The sequence below is a fragment of the Variovorax sp. 01T432 genome, assembly GCF_056398605.1.
Map to the genome: position 1 here is coordinate 1 of NZ_JBFTPS010000038.1, position 16331 is coordinate 16331.

The 16331-nt window shown below is 65.2% G+C and carries 20 protein-coding genes; all 20 read right to left on the bottom strand.

The annotated features are described in order from the left end of the window. Positions 1 to 170 precede the first annotated feature (170 nt). On the bottom strand, positions 171 to 656 hold the full coding sequence (locus AC1DNF_RS24385) for a BON domain-containing protein (RefSeq protein WP_478151224.1): 486 nt from the start codon (positions 654 to 656) through the stop codon (positions 171 to 173). 52 nt (positions 657 to 708) lie between these two features. Then, a complete protein-coding gene (locus tag AC1DNF_RS24390; protein WP_478151225.1) occupies positions 709 to 906 on the bottom strand; it encodes a CsbD family protein in 198 nt (65 codons plus the stop codon). Between the two features lie 124 nt (positions 907 to 1030). After that, positions 1031 to 1855 (bottom strand): DUF429 domain-containing protein, encoded by an 825-nt coding sequence (locus tag AC1DNF_RS24395; protein WP_478151284.1) that lies wholly within the window; start codon positions 1853 to 1855, stop codon positions 1031 to 1033. Between the two features lie 27 nt (positions 1856 to 1882). After that, positions 1883 to 2305 (bottom strand): BLUF domain-containing protein, encoded by a 423-nt coding sequence (locus AC1DNF_RS24400; RefSeq protein ID WP_478151226.1) that lies wholly within the window; start codon positions 2303 to 2305, stop codon positions 1883 to 1885. Positions 2306 to 2310: 5 nt separating this feature from the next. Continuing rightward, complete coding sequence (folE, locus tag AC1DNF_RS24405; RefSeq protein WP_478151227.1) at positions 2311 to 3042, bottom strand: GTP cyclohydrolase I; 732 nt, start codon at positions 3040 to 3042, stop codon at positions 2311 to 2313. Positions 3043 to 3115: 73 nt separating this feature from the next. After that, on the bottom strand, positions 3116 to 3871 hold the full coding sequence (locus AC1DNF_RS24410) for an endonuclease/exonuclease/phosphatase family protein (protein ID WP_478151228.1): 756 nt from the start codon (positions 3869 to 3871) through the stop codon (positions 3116 to 3118). Beyond that, positions 3868 to 4335 (bottom strand): dihydroneopterin triphosphate diphosphatase, encoded by a 468-nt coding sequence (nudB, locus tag AC1DNF_RS24415; RefSeq protein WP_478151229.1) that lies wholly within the window; start codon positions 4333 to 4335, stop codon positions 3868 to 3870. The genes AC1DNF_RS24410 and nudB overlap by 4 nt, the downstream gene beginning before the upstream one ends. A gap of 20 nt (positions 4336 to 4355) precedes the next feature. Continuing rightward, positions 4356 to 6161: an aspartate--tRNA ligase gene (gene aspS, locus AC1DNF_RS24420; protein WP_478151230.1), complete on the bottom strand. Its 1806-nt coding sequence runs from the start codon at positions 6159 to 6161 to the stop codon at positions 4356 to 4358. Positions 6162 to 6195: 34 nt separating this feature from the next. Further along, complete coding sequence (locus tag AC1DNF_RS24425; protein ID WP_478151231.1) at positions 6196 to 6816, bottom strand: DUF502 domain-containing protein; 621 nt, start codon at positions 6814 to 6816, stop codon at positions 6196 to 6198. A gap of 9 nt (positions 6817 to 6825) precedes the next feature. Then, entirely contained in the window at positions 6826 to 7191 is a 366-nt protein-coding gene (locus AC1DNF_RS24430) for an FmdB family zinc ribbon protein (RefSeq protein ID WP_478151232.1), read from the bottom strand. A 53-nt stretch (positions 7192 to 7244) separates the two neighbouring features. Beyond that, on the bottom strand, positions 7245 to 8096 hold the full coding sequence (locus AC1DNF_RS24435; protein WP_478151233.1) for an ABC transporter permease subunit: 852 nt from the start codon (positions 8094 to 8096) through the stop codon (positions 7245 to 7247). Next, complete coding sequence (locus AC1DNF_RS24440) at positions 8093 to 9046, bottom strand: ABC transporter permease (protein WP_478151234.1); 954 nt, start codon at positions 9044 to 9046, stop codon at positions 8093 to 8095. Before AC1DNF_RS24440 ends, AC1DNF_RS24435 begins: the two co-directional genes overlap by 4 nt. A 10-nt stretch (positions 9047 to 9056) precedes the next feature. Further along, complete coding sequence (locus AC1DNF_RS24445) at positions 9057 to 10157, bottom strand: ABC transporter ATP-binding protein (RefSeq protein WP_478151235.1); 1101 nt, start codon at positions 10155 to 10157, stop codon at positions 9057 to 9059. Between the two features lie 10 nt (positions 10158 to 10167). After that, positions 10168 to 11295 carry a polyamine ABC transporter substrate-binding protein gene (locus AC1DNF_RS24450; protein ID WP_478151236.1) on the bottom strand — a complete coding sequence of 376 codons (1128 nt, stop codon included), beginning with the start codon at positions 11293 to 11295 and terminating at the stop codon, positions 10168 to 10170. 35 nt (positions 11296 to 11330) lie between these two features. Continuing rightward, positions 11331 to 12896: a ubiquinone biosynthesis regulatory protein kinase UbiB gene (ubiB, locus tag AC1DNF_RS24455; protein WP_478151237.1), complete on the bottom strand. Its 1566-nt coding sequence runs from the start codon at positions 12894 to 12896 to the stop codon at positions 11331 to 11333. Further along, positions 12893 to 13465, bottom strand: coding sequence for a hypothetical protein (locus AC1DNF_RS24460; RefSeq protein ID WP_478151238.1), 573 nt, complete (start codon positions 13463 to 13465; stop codon positions 12893 to 12895). Before AC1DNF_RS24460 ends, ubiB begins: the two co-directional genes overlap by 4 nt. 113 nt (positions 13466 to 13578) lie before the next feature. Continuing rightward, positions 13579 to 14637 carry a Tim44 domain-containing protein gene (locus tag AC1DNF_RS24465; protein ID WP_478151239.1) on the bottom strand — a complete coding sequence of 353 codons (1059 nt, stop codon included), beginning with the start codon at positions 14635 to 14637 and terminating at the stop codon, positions 13579 to 13581. 28 nt (positions 14638 to 14665) lie between these two features. Further along, complete coding sequence (ubiE, locus tag AC1DNF_RS24470; protein WP_478151240.1) at positions 14666 to 15397, bottom strand: bifunctional demethylmenaquinone methyltransferase/2-methoxy-6-polyprenyl-1,4-benzoquinol methylase UbiE; 732 nt, start codon at positions 15395 to 15397, stop codon at positions 14666 to 14668. Between the two features lie 69 nt (positions 15398 to 15466). Further along, positions 15467 to 15889, bottom strand: a complete 423-nt coding sequence (locus tag AC1DNF_RS24475; protein ID WP_478151241.1) for a gamma-butyrobetaine hydroxylase family protein — start codon at positions 15887 to 15889, stop codon at positions 15467 to 15469. Beyond that, on the bottom strand, positions 15889 to 16326 hold the full coding sequence (locus AC1DNF_RS24480) for an HIT family protein (RefSeq protein WP_478151285.1): 438 nt from the start codon (positions 16324 to 16326) through the stop codon (positions 15889 to 15891). Before AC1DNF_RS24480 ends, AC1DNF_RS24475 begins: the two co-directional genes overlap by 1 nt. Positions 16327 to 16331: the final 5 nt, after the last annotated feature.

Below are 16331 nucleotides of genomic sequence, written 5' to 3' on the forward strand. Positions count from 1 at the left end.
GTCGATCAAGGCCAGCAACGCTATGAAGAGCAGCAGCGCGAGCGATCTATCGCCGCACTCAAGCGCCGCGCCGCCGCGCTTGGCTTCCAGATCACTCAGACGCCGGTTGTCGCATGAATGCCCGCGTCTTCAGTTTTGTTTCTTGAGAGAGGCCCGCAAACGGACCGGGCTTACATTGCCTTCACTTGGAGATGGTTCTGGACCGCGCTGACGCCGTCCACAGCCTTCGCGATTTCCTCCGCCCGCATCTTTGCCGCCGCCGTCGGGGCGGGTCCGTTCAGACTCACGATACCGCCCTTGGTGTCGACGTCGATCTTGATCGCGCTCAGGTCAGGATCCTTCGCCAAGCCCGCTGACACCTTGGCTGTGATGGCTGCATCATCGACCGCGCCGGCAACCTTCGCGCCCGCGTCCTTCACCGATTCCTTGGCATCCGAAGACTCGACCTTGGCCTTGGCATCGCTTGCCATCTGTTCGGTTTTCGCCTTCGCATCAGACCCGGCCTTTTCGGTCTTCTGGATCGCGGAATCCAACTTCTGCCCGGCGGTCTCGCTGTCCGACTTGCCGCTGCAGCCCGCCAGCGCCAGAGCGCCGCCAGCCACCAGCAGCGCAAGCCACTGACGCGTCGCCCCAGAGCCTTGAGTGAGATGAGTCATGTGAAATCTCCAGTACGTTCAAACGGCGGGCGTCGCGGAACGCCCTCGGGGATCACAGCTTGTCTGCGCCGCGCTTGATGGCGTCCTTGGCCTTTTCCTTGGCGTCGCCATAGGTGCTCTGCACCTTACCTGCGGCCTGGTCCACCACGCCCTCGGTTTCCAGCTTTTCGCTGCCGGTCAGCTTGCCGGTGGCTTCCTTGATCTTGCCTTTGGCCTGGTCGACGCGGCCTGTCACTTGATCCTTGTTCATATCGCTTCCTTCGCACGTTGCATGGATGAATAGGTGGTCCGGTCGAACCACTCAAGTCAATCTAACGGGGGGAGCCATCCCCGCAACACGAAGTCGCCTTGACCTGTTGTAGGACGTCGGGAAGTCAGGCGCTGACGATCCAGCCTTCCAAGTCGTCGACTTGCGCGGGAAGGCCATAGCCCGGGCCGGCACTCGATCGACGCTCCATCCCCCAGGCGGCTTGCATGAGACAGAGGGCCGCGTCGATCCTGTCGCCCTTGGCATCGGCGAGCAACTGATCGCGCTCCGCATTCCCGAGCGCGAGCCGCAGACCCAGGCGGGCGGAACCGCGTTCAAGCGCGGCGAGAAGATCGGCGCGCGCGACCCATCGCTGCGTCGTCTGGGAGGCGGGGTCGTCGCTCTTGTAGCTGCGCCGGCCGATCTGCTCGCGGGCGAGGAGGCCCGGATAGGCCTCCAGCGCGACGCGGGCCGTGCCGTGTGCTGGCGTGTGGAGACCGGGCAGCGCCGCGCCAGCCGCGAGGAGACCTTGCACGCCGGCGTGCAGCATGAAGGCGACCGGAGGGTTGACCCATTTCATCGAAGGGCTGGATCCCGCCGGCCCGTCCGTCGCCCTATGCGCGAACTTCCCGCCCGCAGGGCGCGCATCGCAGAAGGCAGCGAAGGTCTCGCGTATCTCGCTGCGCGAAAGGTTCGCATAGTGCCTCATGAGCGGCGCCCATTGCAGGGGCCAGCCCAGATGGGCGATCAGCTCGCGGGGCAGGCCGAACGGAAAGTCGAAGCCGCCCACCCACGCCGGTGCCGAACGCAGCCAGGTGCCCCACGCGTCGAGCGACGTGAAGCATTCGAGGCCGGAAAGTCGGACGCGCCCCTTCTGCAGCGTGCCGAGGGCGACCACGATGGGCTTTCGCGCCGTCGGCGCGCTCGAGAAATCACAGCCGAAAAGAAGCATCGGCACGCAAGGCGCGGCGCGCCCGCTTCAGTGACGGCCGACGATGGCCGCGGTGGCCATCAATTCTTCCAGCAGCGCGAGCGAAACCTTGCCCGACACCTTGTACGGATCGAGTTCCGGCTTTTCCGAATACTTGAGCAAGGTCGATACATGGAGCTTCGACAGATTGACCTGCCCCATCGTCCAGCCGCCGAAGCGGCGCTCGTTGATTTCTTCGTAGTGAAGCAGCACCACGTCCTTGTGGCGTGCATCGCGCTGGATGTGGCCATAGAGCTCGCTGATCGCTGTCCGACCGCCTTCGATGGCCTGCAGGAAGATTCCGCCGCCATAGCAAAGGATGCCAGTGACGCCGCAGGCCGTGTTATGCGAGCGCGACTGCGCGAGGATCGCGTCGATTGCGCCCTGGCTGGTGTCGACGGCGCGGCTTGCATAGAGAAGGCGTACGAGCATGGCGTTCAGTTCTTGCGGGGAAGAAGCGAAAGGAATTCGCGGCGCAGGTTGGAATCTTTCAAGAATACCCCTCGCATCACGGAATTGATCATCTTGCTGTCCATCTCCTTGACGCCCCGCCATTGCATGCAGAAGTGCTCGGCCTCGACCACGAGGGCCAGGCCGTCGGGCTGCGTGCGCTCCTGGATCAGATCGGCAAGCTGCACCACGGCTTCTTCCTGGATCTGCGGGCGGCTCATCACCCACTCGGCCAGCCGCGCATACTTCGACAGGCCGATCACATTGGTCTGCTCGTTGGGCATGACGCCGATCCACAGCTTGCCGATGATCGGGCAGAAGTGATGGGAGCAAGCGCTGCGCACCGTGATCGGGCCGACGATCATGAGTTCGTTCAGATGCTCGGCGTTCGGAAACTCGGTCAGCGAAGGCTGCGGCACATAGCGGCCCTTGAACACCTCCTGCAGGTACATCTTCGCAACGCGGCGAGCAGTGTTGCCGGTGTTGTGATCGTTGTCGAGATCGATGACCAGGCTCTCGAGCACGTGCTTCATCTTGCCCTCGACTTCATCGAGCAGGCGCTCGAGTTCACCGGGTTCGATGAACTCGGCGATGTTGTCGTTGGCGTTGAAGCGCTTGCGAGCGGCAAGGAGGCGCTCGCGGATCTTCACGGAGACGGGTGTGCCCTCGTCCTCCACCCCATCATCGGAGCGCGGTGCGGTATCGATTTTCCTTAGCATGCGGGCATCCTAACAGCGAACGGGATTCAGAGAATCACCTCCGGAAGGCTGACCCTGCTTGCGGGTCGAGCTACTATTTTGATAGCACAAAGTCTGTGACCAACGGCAGATGATCTGACATGCGGGCCCAGATCGGCCCACGTGGCACCGAGCACGCGACTGGCTCGGCCCAGCGTCCGTAGATGAAGTCGAGTTGCGCCACTGGCAGGCGTGAAGGGTAAGTCAGCGTGCGCGGCCCGCGCAGGTCGCTGCTGTCGCGCAAGCCCATCGCGTTCATCGCGTAGCGCATGCGCGCGCCCCAGTCGTTGAAGTCACCGGCCACGACCACGGCCTCGCCCGGCGGGATTTCGCGTTCGATGAACTCGCGCAGCATCGCTACCTGGCGCACGCGGCTGCCCTTGATCAAGCCAAGATGCACCACGATAGCGTGCAGCGGACGACCTTCGACGTCGATCGCGACGTGCAGCAGGCCGCGTTGTTCGAAGCGGTGGTCGGAGATGTCCTGGTGGGTCTTGCGCAGCACCGGCCAGCGCGTGAGCAGCGCGTTGCCGTGCTCTCCATGCCGGGTGACGGCATTGGTTTCGTAGACCGCCGTGTAGCCCTCGGGTGCGAGAAAGTCGGCCTGCGGTATCTCGGGCCAGCGCTGGAAGCGCGCGGCGGCCTGTCGATTCATCTTGCGCACTTCCTGCAGGCACACGATGTCGGCGTCGAGTTGCTCGATGGCATGGCCGAGGTTGTGGATCTCGAGCCGACGTGTCGGCCCGATCCCTTGCACACCCTTGTGGATGTTGTAGGTCGCCACCCGGAAGGTGTTCACCGGCGAAGTCATTGCGCAAATTGTGGCAGGAGCAGGATCGCTTCCGCATTCGAAGGGGAAAAACACGCGTCGGCCGCCTCGCGGTAGGGCAACCATTGCCAGGCCGTATGTTCGCGCGGATTCAATCGGGGCGTGAGGCGTTCCGGCACGCACAGGCCGAACAGGTGCTCGGTATTGTGGGTCACGCCCGGCGCGTAACGCCCGCGCCAGCGCGGGTAGATCTCGTAGACGTTCCGCAATCGCCAGTCGCGCAACTGCGGCGCGAGTGGGCTGCCCCCCCCGCAATCGATGCCGGTTTCCTCCGCGACTTCTCGCGCGGCGGTGAGTGCCAGCGGCTCGCTGTCCAGGTCCTTGCTCCCGGTCACCGACTGCCAGAAATCCACCGCGTCGGCGCGGCGGATCAAGAGCACATCGAGTGCCGGCGTGTGGATCACGACCAGCACCGACTCGGGAATCTTCCAGGGCCGCTCACTCATGCCGGCGACCCCCTGCCCTCTCAGACCGCCTGAGGCGTGTTGCGCAGCTTGATGTGCAGCTCGCGCAGTTGCTTCTCGTCGACCGGGCTGGGCGCCTGCGTCAGCAGATCCTGGGCGCGCTGGGTCTTGGGGAAAGCGATCACGTCGCGGATCGATTCCGCACCGGTGATGAGCATCACCAGCCGGTCAAGGCCGATGGCAATGCCGCCATGCGGGGGAGCACCGTACTGCAGCGCATCCAGCAGGAAGCCGAACTTGTTCTGCGCATCCTCGGCATTGATCTTCAGCGCGCGGAACACCTTGCTCTGCACTTCCTCACGATGGATCCGCACCGAGCCACCGCCCATCTCGATGCCGTTGAGCACCATGTCGTAGGCCTTGGCGATGCACTTCTCGGGCGCCGTGTCCATGAGGTCTTCATGCCCGTCCTTGGGGGCGGTGAACGGATGGTGCACCGCGGACCAACGCTGGCCTTCCTCGTCGAACTCGAACATCGGGAAGTCGACCACCCACAGCGGCGCCCAGCGGTCCTCGAACAGGCCGCTCTTGCGACCGAAGGCGCTGTGGCCGATCTTCACGCGCAGCGCTCCGATGGCGTCGTTGACGACTTTTTCCTTGTCGGCGCCGAAGAACAGGATGTCGCCATTCCGTGCGCCGGTGCGCGCGATGATTTCGGCCAGCGAGGCGTCGTTGAGATTCTTGACGATCGGGCTCTGAAGCCCTTCACGGCCCTGCGCCGCGTCATTGACCTTGATGTAGGCAAGGCCCTTGGCGCCGTAGATCTTGACGAACTCGGTATAGGCGTCGATATCGCCGCGCGACAATCCACCCTCCGCGCCGCCGCCCGGCACGCGCAGCGCCACGACGCGCCCGCCGGGCGTGCTGGCCGCCTGGGCGAAGACCTTGAACTCGACGTTGCGCATCACGTCCGTCAATTCGGTGAACTCGAGCTTCACACGCAAGTCGGGCTTGTCGGAGCCGTACTTGAACATCGCATCGCCATAGGTCATGACCGGGAATGGCGGCAGTTCGACCTCGGCCGCGGCGCGGAACACCTTGCGGATCATGCCTTCGAACATCTCGCGGATCTCTTCCTCGCCCATGAACGAGGTTTCGATGTCGATCTGGGTGAACTCCGGCTGGCGGTCGGCGCGCAGGTCTTCGTCGCGGAAGCACTTGACGATCTGGTAGTAGCGGTCATACCCGGCCACCATCAGCAACTGCTTGAAGAGTTGCGGCGACTGCGGCAGCGCGAAGAAGCTGCCGTCGTGCACGCGGCTCGGGACCAGGTAGTCGCGCGCGCCTTCGGGCGTGGACTTGCCCAGCATCGGGGTTTCGATGTCGATGAAGCCGTTGGCGTCGAGGAACTTGCGCGCCTCCATGGTCACCTTGTAGCGCAGCATCATGTTGCGCTGCATCGCCGGACGACGCAGATCCAGCACGCGGTGCGTGAGACGGGTGGTCTCAGACAGGTTGTCGTCGTCCAGCAGGAAGGGCGGCGTCACGGACGGGTTCAGAACCTTCATCTCGTGGCACAGCACCTCGATCTTGCCGCTCTTGAGGTTCTCGTTGATCGTGCCTTCAGGGCGTGCGCGCACCAGCCCTGTGACCTGCACGCAGAACTCGTTGCGCAGGACCTCGGCCGTCGCGAAGGTCGCCGCGCGATCGGGGTCGCACACCACCTGCACGTAGCCTTCGCGGTCGCGCAGGTCGATGAAGATCACCCCACCGTGATCGCGGCGGCGGTTGACCCAGCCGCACAGGGTAACGGTTTCGCCGAGGAGGGCTTCGGTCACGAGACCGCAGTAGTGAGAACGCATGGCCATAAGTGGATTCCGGGCGCCGGGTTGGCGCATTTTTCTATCTGTTCGCTATCGTTGCGGGGCCGCCAGGAACGACCACCCCCATCGAGACGATGTACTTGAGCGCGTCGTCCACGCTCATTTCAAGTTCGATGCAGTCGCTGCGCTTGAGCATCATGAAGTAACCGCCCGTTGGATTGGGCGTGGTGGGGACGTAGACACCGAGATACTCGCCGCCGCCCAGGTGCTCCACCATGTCGCTGCTGGGCGTGCCGGTAACGAAGGCAATGGTCCAGGCGCCTTCGCGCGGCCATTGGATCAGCACCGCGGTGCGGAATGCATTGCCGTTCTCGGAGAAGAGGGTGTCGGAAACCTGCTTGACGCTGGAGTAGATCGAGCGGACCACGGGAATGCGGCGCACCACCGCGTCGCCCCAGCCCAACAGGCGCTTGCCGACGAAGTTGCTGGCCACGGCGCCGACCACGAGCAGGATCGCCAGCGTGAGCAGCACGCCCAGGCCGCGCACCCGGTGGTCGTACAGCCATTTCTGCCACTCTTCAGGCAGCAGCCAGAGCGTCTGGTCGAGCGTGCCGATGATCCAGTTCAGCACGCCCAGCGTGATGACCAGCGGAACGATGACCAGCAAGCCGGACAGCAGCCATTTGCGCAGCGCGAGCATGGCCTGGCCTCAGTCGCTCTTCGTGGAGGTGGACGGCGCCGAGGCAGCGGCAGCGGTGGGGGCCGCGGCAGGGGCAGCAGAAGGAGAGGCAGCAGGCGTGGTCCCGCTGGCGCCATCGGCCGGCTTGGCCGACGCGCCGTCCGCGCTTTCGGCGCTCTTCTCGGCAGGCTTGTCGCCGCCCTTCTTGCCTCCGCCCTCGCGAAAATCCGTGACATACCAGCCGGATCCCTTGAGCTGGAAGCCGGCGGCGGTGAGCTGCTTGCTGAACGTGCTCTCGCCGCAAGCCGGACACACCGTGAGGGGAGCGTCGGACATTTTCTGCAGCGCGTCCTTGGCAAAGCCGCAGGCGCTGCACTTGTAGGCGTAGATGGGCATGGGGTCGAGGGGGGCGAAATGGAGCAGCCGGCGGCCGCTCGCAAAGCCCTCGATTATAAGCGCGGCGCCCCTCTGAGCGCGGCCTGCCCCTCCCTGTAGCGCCTCCGCTCCCGTGCAGCGATCATGTAGCTCGACACGATGACGAAGACCGTCACCATGCCGATCACGACCGTGGCCAGCGCATTGACGGTCGGATCCAGACCCAGCCGGGCGCGCGAGAAGATCACCAGCGGCAGCGTGGTCGAGCCCGGACCGGAAAGAAAGGCGGACATCACCACGTCGTCGAGCGACAGCGTGAAAGTCAGGAGCCATGCGGCGAGCAGGGACTCGGCAATCATCGGCAATGTCACGAGGAAGAAGACCTGCAAGGGCCGCGCGCCGAGATCCTGGGCCGCCTCCTCGAACTGCGGGTTGAGGTCGCGCAGCCGCGCGCCGATCACCACCGTGGCGTAAGCGAGGCCGACCAGCAGGTGGCCCAACCAGATCGTCACGAGGCCACGCTCCGGAAAGCCGAAGGCGCGCTGGACAGAAACCAGCATCAGGAGCAGCGAAAGCCCCACGATCACCTCCGGCATCACCAGCGGCGCGCTGACCATGCCGGAGAACATCGTGCGGCCCCGGAAGCGGGGAAAGCGCTCCAGCGCGAAGGCCGCGAGCGTACCCAGGACGATGGCGCCGGTCGCGGTGGCGGCGGCAATCCGCAGCGAGAGAAAGAGACCGTCCCGGATTTCCCCGTCCATCGCCAGCTTGCGGTACCAGCGCAAGCTGAAGCCGGCCCAGACGTTCGGCACCGGAGAGTCGGTGAAGCTGAAGACGATCAGCGCGAGGATGGGCAGGTAGAGAAACGCGAAACCCAGCGCCAGCCAGATCCGGCTGGTCCAGCGCCCCGCCGCCGTGACGATCATGGGCGCGCCGCCTTTGCCTGGTTGCGGTTGAAGATGGCGAGCGGCACGATGATGAGCAGCACCATCACCACCGCCACGCTGGAAGCCATGGGCCAGTCGTTGTTGGCGAAGAACTCGTCCCACAGCACGCGCCCGATCATCAGCGTTTCCGGGCCGCCCAGCAGCTCCGGAATCACATATTCACCCACGCAGGGAATGAAGACCAGCATGGCGCCGGCGATGATCCCGCTCCTCGACAGCGGCACGGTGATGCGCCAGAAAGCCTGCCAGGGGGTCGCGCCGAGATCCTGCGCGGCCTCGAGCAGCCGCAAGTCCATCTTGGACAGCGTGCCGTAGAGGGGCAGCACCATGAAGGGAAGATAGGTGTAGACCATGCCCAGCATGAGCGAGAAGGGCGTGTACATGAACTGTCCCGGCGCCGATATGAGGCCCAGCGGCAGCAGCAGCTGGTCGACGTGGATATGCGCCAGGAACCGGCCGACCCACCCGGTATCGGCGTCCAGCAGGCCCTTCCAGGCGTAGACGCGCAACAGGAAGCTGGTCCAGAAAGGCAGCATCACCCCCATCAGCAGCAGCGGCTGCAATCCGGCCGAAGCACGCGCCATGAAGTAGGCGAACGGGTAGCCGATCAGCAGGCAGATCCCGGCGGTGGCGCCCGCGTAGATCAGCGAATGCCCGTAGGTGACCCAGTACAAGTCGTCCTGGAAAAGAGTCACGTAGTTCTGGAGCTTCAGCGTCAATGCGACCTGCTGGTTCGCGAAGCTCAGGAGCTCGCTGAGCTTGGCGCCATCCATCTCGGCGAAGCTGATGCGCAGGACGATGAGGAAGGGCAGCAGAAAGAAGACCAGCAGCCACAAGGCGGGCGCGCCGATCACCAAGGCTCGACCCTTGGCGAGGGCAGTCCGGCCAGAAGCCCGCGGGGAACCGCCCGTGCGACGAAAAGAAGCCATGGCGAAGCTCCTATTGCGTCAACACGACCTGCGAGCTCGGCAACCAATGCGCCCAGACCGTATCGCCTTGCGCGGGAACGCCCGCGCGATCCCGCGTTTCGTTCTCGACATTGACCTTGAGCGTGGCGCCACTGATCAACTCGAGGTGATAGACGGTGTAGACGCCGAAATAGGACATGGCCCTGACGACGCCCATCGCCTTGTTGTGATCCTGGTCGGGCTCGTGGGCGCCCAGATGGATCTTCTCGGGGCGCACCGCGACCGTGACGGTCTGCCCCCTGTAACCGGTGATGCCGTGTCCGACCCGGTGCCGAACGTCCGCGCACTGGATATCGACATGGTCGGCCTCGTCGGTCTCGATGACGCCGTCCATCAGGTTGACGTTGCCGATGAAATCGGCAACGAAACGCGTGGCGGGCGTTTCATAGACGTCGACCGGGCTGCCGACCTGCAGGAAGCGCCCTTCGCTCATCACCGCCATGCGGGAGGCCATGGTCATTGCCTCCTCCTGGTCGTGCGTCACCATCACGCAGGTGACACCGACCTGCTGGATGATGTTGACCAGCTCGATCTGCGTGGCCTCGCGCAGCTTCTTGTCCAGGGCGCCCAGCGGTTCGTCGAGCAGCAGCAACTGCGGGCGCTTGGCCAGGCTGCGCGCCAGGGCCACGCGCTGCTGCTGGCCGCCCGACAGCTGGTGCGGCTTGCGGCCGGCGAACGCGCCGAGCTGCACCAGCCGCAGCATTTCCTCGACCCGCGACGCGATCTCGGACTTGGGCAGCTTGTCACGGCGCAGACCGAACGCGATGTTGTCCCAGACCGTCAGGTGCGGGAAGAGCGCATACGACTGGAACATCATGTTGACCGGGCGCTCATAGGGCGGCCGGTCCGCGAGATCGACGCCATCGAGAACGACGCGCCCGGCCGAAGGCGTCTCGAAGCCCGCCAGGATGCGCAGCAGCGTGCTCTTGCCGCATCCCGAAGACCCGAGCAGCGCGAAGATCTCCCCTCGCGCGACGTTCAAACTGACCTCGTCCACGGCACGAAAGTCCCCAAAGTCCTTGGTGACGCCTTCGATCCGCAGGAACGAGCTTTCCTCCTTGGGAGAATTCATGCGAAGCCTGTCAGCGATTGGCCTTGAAGTTGGTGAAAGTGCGGGTCACCAGGCGCAAGGTGGCCTGGTCCGGCGTGTCGGGGGGAATCATCGTGGCCAGCGCCGCCTCGTCGGGAAACACGGCCTTGTTCTTGGCCAGCGCGGGCGTGACGAACTTCATCGCCGCCTTGTTGGGGTTGGCGTAGAACACCTTGTTCGTCAGGGACGCGTGGACCTCGGGGCGCAGGATGTAGTTGATCCACTTGTATGCGTTCTCGGGGTGCTTGGCATCCTTGGGAATGGCCATCGTGTCGAAGAACAGCAGGCCGCCCATCTTGGGCAGCAGCACCTCGAGGTTCTGCGGCGTCTTGGCCTTCGCCGACTTGTCCTTGGCGATCATGATGTCGCCCGACCAGCCGATCACGGCGCACAGCTGGCCCTTGGCCATCTGGTCGATGTAATCGGAGCCCGAGCCCGAGAAGCGTGTCACGTAGGGCCGAACGGCCTTGAGCATGTCGCCCGCGGCCTTGTAGTCCGCGGGATCCTTGCTGCGTGGATCCTTGCCGAGGTACTTCAGGGCGATCGGCAGGATCTCCGAGGCCGTGTCCAGGAAGGACACGCCGCAGGCCTTCAGCTTGGAGGCATATTCGGGCTTGAACACCAGGTCCCAGGCGTTGTCGGGAAGCGGCGCCCCGCCCAGGGCCTTCCTGACCTTGTCGGCGTTGATGCCCACGGTCGTATAGCCCCAGAGCCAGTCGACGATGTAGTCGTTGCCCGGGTCCATCTTGGCCAGCTGAGCCTGGATCGCCGGATCGAGGTTGGCAAGGTTGGGGATCTTGGACTTGTCCAGCTTCTGCAGCAGGCCGGCCTGGATCTGCATCTTGGCGAAGTGGGACCCGGGCACGACGATGTCGTAGCCGCTCATGCCGGCGACCAGCTTGGCATGCAGCGCCTCGTTGCTGTCGAAGAGGTCGTAGCGGACCTTGATGCCCGTTTCCTTCTCGAAGTTCGCGACAGTGTCGTCGGCGATGTAGTCGCCCCAGTTATTGATGTTGAGGACCTTCTCTTCCTCGGCATGGACTGCCGGGGCGGTCAGCACGGCAACGGTCACCCCCAGAGCGCACAGGATCTGGGCGGGACGCATCAACATCGATTTCATGGATGGGACCTCCGGAAGAAAATGAGAGCAGTCATCTAGAACAAGCGCACGCGCAGCAGCAGCTGCATGGCGAGCAAACCCAATACAAAACCCATGCCACCGTAGATGATGATCTGCAGCAGGCGGTTAGTGCGCTTTTGAGCGGCCAGCAGCTCGATCAGTTCGCGACGGTGGTCGGCGGGCCGATTCTCGAGGAAATCGTGCAGCAGGCGCGGCAATTGCGGCAGCAGCTTGGCATAGCGCGGGGCCTCGGCCCGCAACTGCTCGAAGAGCTTGTGCGGCCCGATCTGGTCGGTCATCCACTTCTCGAGGAAGGGCTTCGCCGTGTGCCAGAGGTCGAGTTCGGGGTCGAGCTGCCGCCCCAGGCCTTCGATGTTCAGCAGCGTCTTCTGCAGCAGCACCAGTTGCGGCTGGATCTCCACGTGGAAGCGGCGCGAGGTCTGGAACAGGCGCATCAGCACCATGCCGAGCGAGATTTCCTTGAGCGGGCGGTCGAAGTAGGGCTCGCAGACAGTCCGGATGGCAGCCTCCAGTTCGTCGATGCGCGTGCCCTCCGGCACCCAGCCACTCTCGAGATGCAGCTCCGCCACGCGCTTGTAGTCGCGCCGGAAGAAGGCCACGAAGTTCTGCGCCAGGTATTCCTTGTCGGACTCGGTCAGCGTGCCGATGATGCCGAAGTCCAGCAGGATGTAGCGCCCGAAAGTCGCCGGCTCAAGGCTCACCTGGATGTTGCCCGGGTGCATGTCCGCGTGAAAGAAGCCGTCGCGGAACACCTGCGTGAAGAAGATGGTGACCCCGTCGCGCGCCAGCTTGGGAATGTCGGCGCCGGCCGCGCGAAGGCGGTCGAGCTGCGCGATGGGCACGCCCTTCATGCGCTCCATCACGATGACTTCCGGGTGGCAGAAGTCCCAGAACATCTCCGGGATCATCACGAGCTCGAGCTTGTCCATGTTGCGGCGCAACTGGGCGGCGTTGGCGGCCTCGCGCACCAGGTCGAGCTCGTCGTGCAGGTACTTGTCGAATTCGGCAATGACTTCGCGCGGCTTCAGGCGCTTGCCGTCGGCCGACAGCCCCTCCACCCAGCCGGCCATCATGGCCATGAGCGCGAGATCCTTTTCGATCACCTCGCGCATGCCCGGCCGCAGGACCTTCACCGCGGCCTCGCGCACGTGGCCCTTGCCGTCGCGAATGGTCGCGAAGTGCACCTGTGCGATCGAGGCGCTGGCGACGGGCGTCTCGTCGAACTGGACGAAGATGTCGGCCAGCGGCCGCCGAAAGGCGCGCTCGATCGTCGCGATCGCGATCTTGGAATCGAAGGGAGGCACCCGGTCCTGCAGCCAGGCGAGCTCGTCCGCCAGGTCCGGCGGCAGCAGGTCGCGCCGGGTCGACATCACCTGGCCGAATTTCACGAAAATCGGTCCCAGCCGCTCCAAGGCCTCGCGAAGGCGCTGCCCGCGCGGCGCATCGAGGTTGCGGCCGACCGAGACGATGCGGGCCACCACGCGCAGCCAAGGCTTCTGGAAGCTCGTAAGAACCAGCTCGTCGAGGCCGTAGCGCAGCGCGACCCAGACGATGAAGATGCCACGATAGAAGCGCCTCATTCGGCGTCCGCGGCCTTGCCTGCCCGGCCGCCCAGGCCGGACTTGCCGGTGCGTTCGCCGACGAACTGCCGCAGCGCCGTCACCATGCGCCGGGCGCCCGTGGCGATGGTGTGCGCGGGAACGTCACCGATGGCACGGGCGAGGTCGTCCTCCACATCCCACCGCACGTGGTCGACGAGCCAGTTGACCTCCGCGGCCAGTTGCACGTCTCCTTCGATGCGGACGGCGGGCTTTTCGCCTCGAAACGCGGCGAGCGCGAGGCCGACAGGCGAGTCTTCAGTGACTGCCAGTGTGAGCTCGGAGACCGCGCCATCGGGCGCCAGGTCGAGCAGGCCGGCCGGCGTGGCAACCAGCTTCATCGTCACGAAGCGCCATTCGAAGTGCACCACGCGGCCCTGAAGGCGCACCAGCCGCTGCTGGGCCTCGGGCTCCTGCTGCAGCACGTGGTTCAGAAAGAGCACTGCCCGGTGCTGGATCTCGTGGACCGCCCAGGGCGGCGGCTGAAGACGGCTGCCGACGCGATTGACGAGGTCGTCGAGAAAAGAAAATGGGGACGATGGTGTGACCATGTCCCCATTATTCCTGAGCCGGCGGCCGCCCGGCTTTTCGGCGCGCTCCGCCTCGTGCCATCCCACCCCCAGCGGCAAGCGCGACGCGCCTTCAGGCGCGCCTCCGAACCGCCTTATTGAAGCGCCTGGACACCAGCCACGAGCCACCCGCTCGAGCCGCTGGTCGGCTTGGTCATGTTCCAGACCTCACGGAATGGGCTCGGGCCCGAGGACACGTCTTCGCGGATCATCCCGGAGAACTCGACGCTCGCCATGTAGGCGTCCGGCAATTCCTCGATGCCCAGCAGCTTGGCGTCCAGCATCACGACCTCGGTCTTGTTGGTCTGGCCGCCGGTGTGGTTCTCGCGCTCGGCGAGCTGCTGGCGGATTTCGCCGAGCATGGCATCGGTCATCATCGAACGCAGGGTGCCCATGTCGGCACGGTCCCAGGCGTCCTGGAGCGTCACGAAGTTGCGCTTGGCGGCAGTGAGGAAGCCGTCGGCGTCGAATCCGGCGGGGATGCCCCACGCCTGCGACCCGGCCAGCGCGGAGCCGATCATGCTGCCGCCGGCAGCGGCGGCACCCGCCATCGACGAGCCCCCGTTGCGATCGGCGAGCAGTTCGGGCTGCCGCGGCTCCGGCGTGGCGTCGAAGACCGCGGCGTTGCGCTCCCACGGACGGGCCGAGGCGTCGTTGCCGACGTTGTTCGGGCTGTACTGTGCCGGCGCGACGGCGTTCGCGGGATTGCCCGCGCCCTGGAACGCGAGGCCGCCGTTGCTGGAAACGCCATTGGCGCGCGAACGCGCCGAGAAGATGCGCCACACCACGATCGCGCCCAATACGAGCAGACCGATTAGTAGCATGTTGCCCATGGCGGCCCCAAGGCCGAGCGAATGCGCAAGCCATGCGAGGCCCAGACCCGCGGCCAGACCGCCGAGCATGGCACCCCATGGGCGCTTGGGCGCCGCCGCGGGAGCGGGAGCGGGCGTCGCCGGCTTGGCGGCCGCGTTGTTCACGCTCTGCGCGGGAGTGCCCGGCGTGGCGGCGGGCGAGGCCGGCGGCGTCGCCTGACGCTGCGTGACATTGCTCGACTGCTTGCCGAACGACCGTCCGCCTCCCAAGCGTGCAGCGTCGGCGTTGATGCTCACAACGGCCAGCGCGGCAACCAGCAAAACGGACCAGATCTTCTTCATGACGTCTCCTCTACGGCAACAAACAACTTCAGCACTTGATTCCAACATGCAGGGCAACCACGCCGCCCGTCATGTTGTGATAGTCCACATGCCCGAAACCGCCCTCCTTCATGAGGGTCTTGAGTTCCTCCTGCGCGGGGTGCATCCGGATCGACTCGGCCAGGTAGCGGTAGCTCGCGTCGTCGCCCGCCACGACCTTGCCCAGGCGCGGCAGCACGCTGAACGAATACCAGTCGTAGACCTTCTGCAGCGGCTTGGCCACCTTGGAGAACTCCAGCACCAGCAGCTTGCCGCGCGGCTTGAGCACACGGTTCATCTCCTTGAGCGCGAGGTCCTTGTGCGTCATGTTGCGCAGGCCGAAGGCCACCGTGACGACATCGAAGTGATCGTCCGGGAAGGGAAGCTTCTCCGCGTCGCACACCACGGTCGGCAAGACGACGCCGGCATCCAGCAGCCGGTCGCGGCCGGTGCGAAGCATGGCCTCGTTGATATCGGTATGGACGACTTCGCCCGTCGCGCCCACCTTCTTTGCGAAGGCCAGCGCCAGATCGCCGGTGCCGCCCGCGATGTCCAGGACCTTCGAGCCCTCGCCCACGTTGGCCACCATGACGGTGTAGGCCTTCCATGCGCGATGCAGGCCCATCGACATGAGGTCATTCATGAGGTCGTAGCGGGTCGCGACCGAATCGAATACGCCGCGTACGCGCCGCGCCTTGTCGGCCTCTTCGACCGATTCAAAACCGAAATGGGTGGTGCTCATGCACCCGATGTTAGGCCGGAAGCGTTCACATCAAGCCGACGACCCCGCGATGGCACCGGGCATTGGCCCTCAATGGCTGCCGCAGGCGTGCCCGCCCTTGCCGCCTTTTTCCGGCATCGGCGCGTCGCGATCCGCGCCTGCCGCGGCCAGGCGCCGCTCGTATTCGGCCCACAGCTCCTGCTGCCGCGAGCCCAGCTCGTAGAGGAAGTCCCACGAGAAGATGCCGGTGTCGTGGCCGTCGCTGAAAGTCGGCTGCACGGCATAGTTGCCGACCGGCTGCAAGTCCAGCAGGCCGACCTCGCGCTTGCCGGTCTGCAATATCTCCTGGCCCGGTCCGTGCCCCTGCACCTCCGCCGAGGGCGAGTAGATGCGCATCAGCTCAAACGGGATGCGGAAGGTCACGCCATCGGAGAAGCCTACCTCCAGCACGCGCGACTGGCCGTGCACGGTGATCGATTGAGGCGTCGGTGCGCCAGCTTGCAAACCTGCCATCAGAAACTCCTTGTCGCCAATCGCTGGATCATCTCGCGTTCCAGCGCCGGCAGTTGGACTTCGACCGTCCTCTCGCGTTCCAGGTCGCGCTCGCGCCGGGCCGGGGCCCAGACAGACCCGGGGAAGCAGGTGTCCCAGTCGAAGCGCGCGATCACATGCCAGTGCAGGTGCGCGACCATGTTGCCGAGGGCGGCGAGGTTGATCTTGACCGGTGCCAGCGCGTCGCGCAGGCACTGCTCGACCACGGCCACGGCCTCCATGCAGAGCGCGCGGTCTTCAGGGGCCAGGTCGGACCACTCGGCCACGTGGTCCTTCCACACGACCCGATAGAAAGCCGGAAAGCCCGTCTCGGCCCCGTGGATCACGCGGAACTTCGCCGCCTCGAAGACCAGGCGCCCGCCCGCTTCGTCGCACAGCACACAGCCGGGCACGCGCACGGCCG

What these genes read in the sequence shown, in the direction of transcription:
- AC1DNF_RS24385 (WP_478151224.1), bottom strand. Translation starts at nt 656, where the DNA reads ATGACTCATCTCACTCAAGGCTCTGGGGCGACGCGTCAGTGGCTTGCG.
- AC1DNF_RS24390 (WP_478151225.1), bottom strand. Translation starts at nt 906, where the DNA reads ATGAACAAGGATCAAGTGACAGGCCGCGTCGACCAGGCCAAAGGCAAG.
- AC1DNF_RS24395 (WP_478151284.1), bottom strand. Translation starts at nt 1,855, where the DNA reads ATGCTTCTTTTCGGCTGTGATTTCTCGAGCGCGCCGACGGCGCGAAAG.
- AC1DNF_RS24400 (WP_478151226.1), bottom strand. Translation starts at nt 2,305, where the DNA reads ATGCTCGTACGCCTTCTCTATGCAAGCCGCGCCGTCGACACCAGCCAG.
- folE (WP_478151227.1), bottom strand. Translation starts at nt 3,042, where the DNA reads ATGCTAAGGAAAATCGATACCGCACCGCGCTCCGATGATGGGGTGGAG.
- AC1DNF_RS24410 (WP_478151228.1), bottom strand. Translation starts at nt 3,871, where the DNA reads ATGACTTCGCCGGTGAACACCTTCCGGGTGGCGACCTACAACATCCAC.
- nudB (WP_478151229.1), bottom strand. Translation starts at nt 4,335, where the DNA reads ATGAGTGAGCGGCCCTGGAAGATTCCCGAGTCGGTGCTGGTCGTGATC.
- aspS (WP_478151230.1), bottom strand. Translation starts at nt 6,161, where the DNA reads ATGGCCATGCGTTCTCACTACTGCGGTCTCGTGACCGAAGCCCTCCTC.
- AC1DNF_RS24425 (WP_478151231.1), bottom strand. Translation starts at nt 6,816, where the DNA reads ATGCTCGCGCTGCGCAAATGGCTGCTGTCCGGCTTGCTGGTCATCGTT.
- AC1DNF_RS24430 (WP_478151232.1), bottom strand. Translation starts at nt 7,191, where the DNA reads ATGCCCATCTACGCCTACAAGTGCAGCGCCTGCGGCTTTGCCAAGGAC.
- AC1DNF_RS24435 (WP_478151233.1), bottom strand. Translation starts at nt 8,096, where the DNA reads ATGATCGTCACGGCGGCGGGGCGCTGGACCAGCCGGATCTGGCTGGCG.
- AC1DNF_RS24440 (WP_478151234.1), bottom strand. Translation starts at nt 9,046, where the DNA reads ATGGCTTCTTTTCGTCGCACGGGCGGTTCCCCGCGGGCTTCTGGCCGG.
- AC1DNF_RS24445 (WP_478151235.1), bottom strand. Translation starts at nt 10,157, where the DNA reads ATGAATTCTCCCAAGGAGGAAAGCTCGTTCCTGCGGATCGAAGGCGTC.
- AC1DNF_RS24450 (WP_478151236.1), bottom strand. Translation starts at nt 11,295, where the DNA reads ATGAAATCGATGTTGATGCGTCCCGCCCAGATCCTGTGCGCTCTGGGG.
- ubiB (WP_478151237.1), bottom strand. Translation starts at nt 12,896, where the DNA reads ATGAGGCGCTTCTATCGTGGCATCTTCATCGTCTGGGTCGCGCTGCGC.
- AC1DNF_RS24460 (WP_478151238.1), bottom strand. Translation starts at nt 13,465, where the DNA reads ATGGTCACACCATCGTCCCCATTTTCTTTTCTCGACGACCTCGTCAAT.
- AC1DNF_RS24465 (WP_478151239.1), bottom strand. Translation starts at nt 14,637, where the DNA reads ATGAAGAAGATCTGGTCCGTTTTGCTGGTTGCCGCGCTGGCCGTTGTG.
- ubiE (WP_478151240.1), bottom strand. Translation starts at nt 15,397, where the DNA reads ATGAGCACCACCCATTTCGGTTTTGAATCGGTCGAAGAGGCCGACAAG.
- AC1DNF_RS24475 (WP_478151241.1), bottom strand. Translation starts at nt 15,889, where the DNA reads ATGGCAGGTTTGCAAGCTGGCGCACCGACGCCTCAATCGATCACCGTG.